Genomic DNA, 4,109 nt, shown 5'->3' on the forward strand with positions numbered 1-4,109 from the left:
GCGGTGCAGGCGCTGTCGCCGATGCTCGGCGCGACCCGCGGACTGGCGCCGCAGAGCTCGGGGTGGCCGGTGATCGCGGAGGCCCTGCGTGACGGCACGCCCGTCGGGCCGCAGGACCCGCAGATGCCGGAGCTCCCAGAGGAGGCTGTGGTTGCACTCAACATGCAGTCCGCCGTCCTGTGCAATGAGAACAGCATTGCCCCGCGGCCGCTCGACTACCCCGGGTTCCTGTGGACGCAGTTCGTGACCGGGGACATCTTCGATGCCATCGGCCTGACCTACAGTTCCGGGGCCGCCTGTGCCGGCGCCGCTCCGGTCACCACGCCCGTCGCGGTCCACAACGCGGGCCTGGCCACGGCACCGCTGCTCATCAACTCGCTGGGGGATCCGCAGACGCCCTATCACGGGGCGCTGGCGCTGGCCGAGCGCATGGGAGCGCACGTGCTCACGGTCGAGGGCGGCGATCACGGGCAGGTGGCCAAGGGGAACACGATCGTCGACGACGCCGTGGTCGAGTACCTGCGCACCGGCCACACCGGCGTGACCCATGCCCCGGCCCCGCCGATGCCCGCGGCGGGGTAACGCCACGTCGCCGACGAGGCCCGGGCCGGTGGGAAAGTACATCGCAGAGACGCTGGAAGCGCTGTCGTCGCGGGGTGTCCGCACTCTCGTTGCGTTGTCGTTCGTGATCGCGGGAATCTACTTGGGTAACGGAGGTGTAGCGACGGCGGCAGCTGTACTGCTCACGTCCCTGGGCTGTGGAATGACCGTCTTGATCATCAAGGCGAGAGCATCGATCGACTCCGATCGCGAGTAGAGGTGCCGCCGTGTGGTCACACCTGATCGCGTTTCCCCAGGTGGTTGTCCCGGGAACCGGCCAGATGTGACCACTCGGCGAGAGAACACGCCGCGCGAGAGTTGCCGCAGCGGCGTCGGCACGGGCAGCCGCGCGAGCGCCGGCGCGTCCGCGGATCGCCCCGTCAGGGACGGGCCGCAGATCGCCCCGTCAGGGACGGGTAAAGATCCCCGCCCGGGGCATCAAGAGTCCGTAAATGCCACTTCCCGCACGGTCGCGGGGGACGCAGGCTTCTCGGTGCAGTGCAGGCCACCGCCGCGCTGATCCCCGATCGAAAGTGACCGTGCCCGCGATGCTCGATATCGCCTACCTCGCGCTCATGCTGGCCTGCCTGGCCGGCTGCGTGCTCCTCGTCAACCGGCTCTCCCGGTCCGACGAGTCCGCCACCTCCCCCGGCCTCCCGGCGACCGGCCTCCCGGCGCCTGACCCGGCGTCACGCGACACCTCGGAGGCCGGGCGATGACCCTCGCCGGCGTCACCACCGTGATCCTGCTGGTCGTGGCGGCGAGTCTGGTGGTCTATCTCCTGGTGGCGCTCGTCGACCCCGAGCGGTTCTCATGAGCCCGGCGCTCGCAGCGGGCCTCCAGGTGGCCTGCCTGCTCGGGCTGCTGGCCGCGCTGTACATCCCGCTCGGCGACTACATGGCCCGGGTGTTCGCCAGCGACCGTGACCTCGGGGTCGAACGGCTCCTCTACCGGCTCGCCCGTGTGGACCCGCGCCGCGAGCAGTCCTGGCGCGTCTACGCCCTGGGGGTGCTGGCGTTCTCCGCGGTCAGCATGCTGGCCCTGTACGCGATCCAGCGCGTCCAGCACTGGCTGCCGCCGCTCGGTGCCCACCAGGACGCGGTCGAACCGGCCATGGCGTTCAACACCGCCGTCTCCTTTGTCACCAACACCAACTGGCAGTCGTACACGCCCGAGGAGACGCTCACCAACCTCACCCAGGTGATCGGGCTGACGGTGCAGAACGCCGTCTCCGCGGCCGTCGGTATCGCCGTGGCCATCGCGGTGGTGCGAGGGTTCTGCCGGGTCCGCAGCGGCGTGATCGGCAATTTCTGGGTGGACCTGACCCGGGCGGTCACCCGGGTGTTGCTCCCCCTCGGCCTGATCTTCGCCGCGCTGTTCCTCACCCAGGGCATGATCCAGTCGTTCTCCGGCGGCGTGGCGGTGACGGCGCTCGACGGCACCGCACAGCAGATCTCCACGGCGCCGGTCGCCTCCCAGGAGGCGCTCAAGCTGCTCGGCACCAACGGCGGCGGCGTGCTCGGGGCCAACTCGGCGCACCCGTTCGAGAACCCCACCCCGATCGCCAACCTGCTGTCGATCCTCGCGCTGTTGCTGATCCCGGTGGCGCTGACCCGGACGTTCGGCACCATGCTCGCCGAGTCGGGAGCGGGCAGCCGTCGGCACGGGCTGATGATCCTCGGCGTCATGGCCACCCTGTGGGGCGGCATGCTCGCCGTGGTCACGTGGGCCGAGTACCACGCCGTCGGCGTGGCCGCGCAGGCCGCCGGAATGCAGATGGAGGGCAAGGAGGTCCGCCACGGGATCCCGGCCTCGGTGCTGTTCGCGGTGTCCACCACGGGCACGTCCACCGGGGCGGTCAACTCGGCCCACGACAGCTATTCGGCCCTCGGCGGTGGGGCGTTGATCCTCAACATGCTGCTCGGCGAGATCGCCCCCGGTGGAGTCGGGACCGGTCTCTACGGGATCCTGGTCCTGGCCGTGCTCGCGGTGTTCGTGGGCGGGCTGTTGGTCGGCCGGACCCCGGAGTTCGTGGGCAAGAAGATCGGCCGCCGGGAGATCACCTGCGCCAGCCTGTCGCTGCTGGTCATGCCCGCGCTCGTCCTCACCGGCGTCGCGATCACGGCCGTGATGCCGTCCGCGGTCGAGGCCCAGAGCAACAGCGGGCCCCCCGGTTCGCCCAACTCGGCGCACGGACTCAGCGAGTACCTCTACGCCTTCTCCTCGGCGGCCAACAACAACGGTTCGGCGTTCGGCGGCCTCACGGTGACCGACCACTGGTTCCAGGCCGCCCTCGGGGTGTGCATGATCTTCGGCCGGTTCCTGCCGATCATCCTCGTCCTGGCCATGGCCGGCTCGCTCGCCGCACAGAAGCGCAGCGACCCCGGCCCCGGCACCCTGCCGACGCACGGACCGCTCTTCGGCGGCCTGCTGCTCGGCGTCATCCTCCTGGTGGCGGCGCTGACCTTCGTGCCCACGCTCGCCCTCGGACCTATCGCGGAGGCACTCCAGTGACCGCCCTGCTCGATTCCCGGCACCTCGCCGCGGCCGCCCCCGGTGCGCTGCGCAAGCTCGATCCACGGCACCAGGCCCGCAACCCCGTCCTCTTTGTGGTGTGGGTGGGGTCGTTGCTCACCACGGTCCTCGCGCTGCTGCACCCCACCGTGTTCAGCTGGTCCACCGCGGCCTGGCTATGGGCCACCGTCCTGTTCGCCGGCATGGCCGAGTCGGTCGCCGAGGGACGCGGCAAGGCGCAGGCCGACAGCCTGCGCAAGGTCACCACGGAGACCACCGCCAGGGTCCGACGCGGCCCCCACGAGACCCAGACCGTCCCGTCGACGGAGCTGGCCGTCGGTGACCTGGTGGAGGTTCTGGCGGGCGAGACCATCCCCGGGGACGGCGACGTGGTCGAGGGCATCGCCACCGTCGACGAGTCGGCGATCACCGGGGAGTCCGCGCCCGTGGTGCGGGAGTCCGGCGGCGACCGCAGTGCCGTCACCGGCGGGACCGTGGTGCTCTCCGACCGGATCGTCGTGCGCATCTCCACCGCGCCGGGCGAGTCGTTCGTCGACCGGATGATCGCGCTGGTCGAGGGCGCCGAGCGCACGAAGACCCCCAACGAGATCGCGCTCAACATCCTCCTGGCGATGCTCACGATCGTGTTCCTGGTCGCGGTTCTCGCGCTCGGCCCGGTGGCCGCCTACTCGGGCGCCGAGATCGATCCGATCCGGCTCATCGCCCTGCTGGTGTGCCTCATCCCCACCACCATCGGCGCCCTGCTGTCGGCCATCGGCATCGCGGGCATGGACCGCCTGGTCCAGCACAACGTCCTGGCGACGTCGGGCCGGGCGGTCGAGGCCGCCGGCGACATCGACACCCTGTTGCTCGACAAGACCGGCACCATCACGTTCGGCGCTCGCCAGGCCACGTCCCTGGACCCGGCGGCCGGTGCGTCGACGGCGGAGCTCGCCGAGGCCGCGCGGGCCTCGAGCCTGGCCGACGAGACCCCG

At 71.0% G+C, this 4,109-nt stretch carries 5 protein-coding genes; all 5 read left to right on the forward strand.

The genetic code is table 11. The features are described from left to right. Positions 1 to 582, forward strand: a 582-nt coding sequence (locus G6019_RS11000) for an alpha/beta hydrolase (RefSeq protein WP_182627584.1), incomplete at its 5' end; no start/stop codon positions are given. Between the two features lie 566 nt (positions 583 to 1,148). Then, the gene (locus G6019_RS11005; protein WP_182613666.1) at positions 1,149 to 1,319 is read left to right on the forward strand and encodes a hypothetical protein; all 171 of its coding nucleotides are present in this window, start codon (positions 1,149 to 1,151) and stop codon (positions 1,317 to 1,319) included. After that, on the forward strand, positions 1,316 to 1,417 hold the full coding sequence (kdpF, locus tag G6019_RS11010) for a K(+)-transporting ATPase subunit F (RefSeq protein WP_107757248.1): 102 nt from the start codon (positions 1,316 to 1,318) through the stop codon (positions 1,415 to 1,417). The genes G6019_RS11005 and kdpF overlap by 4 nt, the downstream gene beginning before the upstream one ends. Then, positions 1,414 to 3,114: a potassium-transporting ATPase subunit KdpA gene (gene kdpA / locus G6019_RS11015; protein WP_182627587.1), complete on the forward strand. Its 1,701-nt coding sequence runs from the start codon at positions 1,414 to 1,416 to the stop codon at positions 3,112 to 3,114. Before kdpF ends, kdpA begins: the two co-directional genes overlap by 4 nt. After that, a partial coding sequence (locus G6019_RS11020) for an HAD-IC family P-type ATPase (protein ID WP_375539759.1) occupies positions 3,111 to 4,109 on the forward strand: 999 nt, incomplete at its 3' end. The genes kdpA and G6019_RS11020, both read left to right, overlap by 4 nt.

This window comes from Dietzia sp. DQ12-76, from assembly GCF_014145045.1.
Classification (GTDB): Bacteria; Actinomycetota; Actinomycetes; order Mycobacteriales; family Mycobacteriaceae; genus Dietzia.